General features: G+C 27.6%; 2 protein-coding genes. Both read left to right on the forward strand.

Annotated elements, in window-relative coordinates; genetic code table 11:
* The coding region (locus AB2369_RS12800; protein WP_367666861.1) for a hypothetical protein at positions 1-566 on the forward strand (566 nt) is incomplete at its 5' end.
* Positions 567-867: 301 nt separating this feature from the next.
* Positions 868-2717: helix-turn-helix domain-containing protein (locus AB2369_RS12805; RefSeq protein ID WP_367666862.1), on the forward strand; the 1850-nt coding region annotated here is incomplete at its 3' end.

Here is a 2717-nt window from a genome sequence, read left to right on the forward strand (position 1 = left end):
GATTTATAATAGGGGCTATGGTAGCTTTTATTTTATTTAATGCTCAAAGTAAGAGGGTTATAAAAAAGTTTAAAAATCCGAATTCCGTTAGCAAAGTATTTATAAAGTTTGCTATTCTTGACTTAATTATTGCTTTAATTATTATGGCTATATTTTCATACCTAATACCTTTAGGGATTTGGACATTTGGAGAAAAGGAAATTTTACCAACAGAAAAAGTAATATTTGAAACTGAAGTTAGTGCTTTTTCAGGGGAAACTTATTTAAAAACTAAAAAAGTTGATGATAACGAACTTTACTATGTAAATACTGGAAAAGATGGTAAGATTGAAGAAAGAATTGTTAATAAGAATAATGTGGATATTATTGAAGCAACGAGAATAGATGGAGCTAAGTACAAGGAAGTTTTAATATATGATTTTAAGAGACTTAAGGGAAGTTCCATAGTACATAAACTTGTAAATGATATGTTTGCAAATATATATATACAGGATAGTGAGGCAACATTTAAAGAGAAAAGAACAGTTATTTCTCTTCCTAAGGGATATAAGGTAGAGGAGTATTAAGTAAGGTTTAAATATAGAACGAAACTTCCGTCAGATGAGTTAATCTATGGGCGTAGCAACGTATATTAGGAATTATTAAAAGTTTAAAAATAATAGTTTTTTAGACAATCCATAAAGGAATATTATATGAATATATTCAGGCTTTAAGCTATTAAAAAGTCCTAGGTTTTAATTTGAACCTAGGGCTTTTTCTAATAAATATATGTGTATATGTTATAATATATTTATATAACTTTAAAATAAGTTTTATTTAAATTTAAAATAGATATAGAACATGGTCAAAGTAGTAAGGGGAGATTATATGAGAAGAGAATATATAACCTATGGGGATAACTTACCTGTTAGGATTCAATTAGCTAGTATAAAAGAGTATCCTATTCACTGGCATAAATCTATAGAAATCCTTATGGTTATTAAAGGAAGCATAGATGTTACCATTGAATCTGGAATATATACTGTTTCAGAAAGAGAAGTTGAAATCATAAACTTAGAAGAAGCTCATAGAATTTCTTCAAAAGAGGATAATTTAGTCCTTATGTTTAATATAGACCCTAATTTTTTTCAAAAATATTATGATGATATAAATAATATGTTTTTCTATGCAGAAACATCTTTAGAGGATGGTCCTCAAGTGGATGAAAAATACGATATATTAAAGAAATATTTATCTATGATTCTTTGTGAGGTAGTACAAAAGGGAGAAGATTATGATGAATATATAGAAGAGACTTTAATAGATATGCTTTTTCATCTTATAAATGATTTTCACTATTTAATATATGAAAAGGAAGCTCTTAGAAATAATGAGGAACAGCTTGAGAGATATCATAGAATAGTTAAGTATATATATAATAACTATAATAATAAGATTTCTCTTCAAGACATAGCTAAAAAAGAGTTTTTAAGTACTCATTATTTATCCCATGAAATAAAAAATACCATGGGACTTAGCTTTAAGGATTTTGTTAATTTAACAAGGGTTGAAGAATCTATTAAGCTTTTACTAGATACAGATATGACCATATCAGATATTTCCGAGGAAATGGGTTTTTCTCATACAAGATATTTTAATAAGCACTTTAAGAAGCATTATAAATTAACACCAATGCAATATAGAAAGAAGTATAAGGTTGATGACGAAAGACTAGAAGAAATTAAAGATGTAACTTTATATGATCTAAAAGAAGCCTTGGAATATTTAAGTTCCTATGTAGAGGATTATGATAGATATAATTACGAAGAGAGAATAATTAAAATAGATGTGGATGCAGGAAAGACCATAGGAGATTTTAGTCATTTTTATAAAGAAGAGATAGAGCTTCCAGAAGCTTACCACATGCTTGAGGGAGAAGTAATAAAATCTTTAAATACAATTCAAGAGGAAATAGATTTTAATCATGGAAAAATAAGAGGAATTTTCTCTAGAAATATGGGAGTATTTAATGAAGGGGTTATAAACTTAAAAAGAGTAAAAAAAGTATTTGATTTAATATTAGGAGTTGGACTTAGACCTAATATAATCCTAGAAGAAGAAGATTTTTCAAAGGAAAGATACAAAGAGGTCCTAAACTACTTTATAGATTATTTTATAGATGAGTATGGTAATTATGAAATAGGTAAGTGGAAATATACCATAGATAAGGACTTAGAAGAAGATATAAAAGATATGATAAAAGAGATATTAGAAGAGGATTATGGTCTTTTAGTAGAGGATGCATTTATAAATAGAGATGATATTAATGCCACCTATGATACTGCCTATATGGTACCTTATATAATTCATCAGGTTATAAATAGTAAAGGGTATGAAAATATAAAAGTAATAGATGAACTAGAGAAGGTAAAAAAGGCTAGTAATGAAATATTCTTTGGAGATATTGGAATAATGAATTGGGAGGGACTTAAAAAGCCATCTTATTATAGTTATTACTTTTTAAATAAACTTGGAGATACGTTGATTGCTAAAGATGATGGATACATTGTAACCTCTAAGGGAGAGGACATACAGGTACTCCTATATAGCTATAGTGACGATATGGATAGGTTAATAGAAGTTTCTAATATAAATAAGTTAAGAGGAGTTAGGAATGCCACAGAAAAGAATATATCCTTAAATATTAAAAATCTGTGGAGAAATTATAGGGTTACGAG

This window comes from Clostridium sp. (assembly GCF_040797585.1).
Taxonomy (GTDB): domain Bacteria; phylum Bacillota; class Clostridia; order Clostridiales; family Clostridiaceae; genus Clostridium_Z.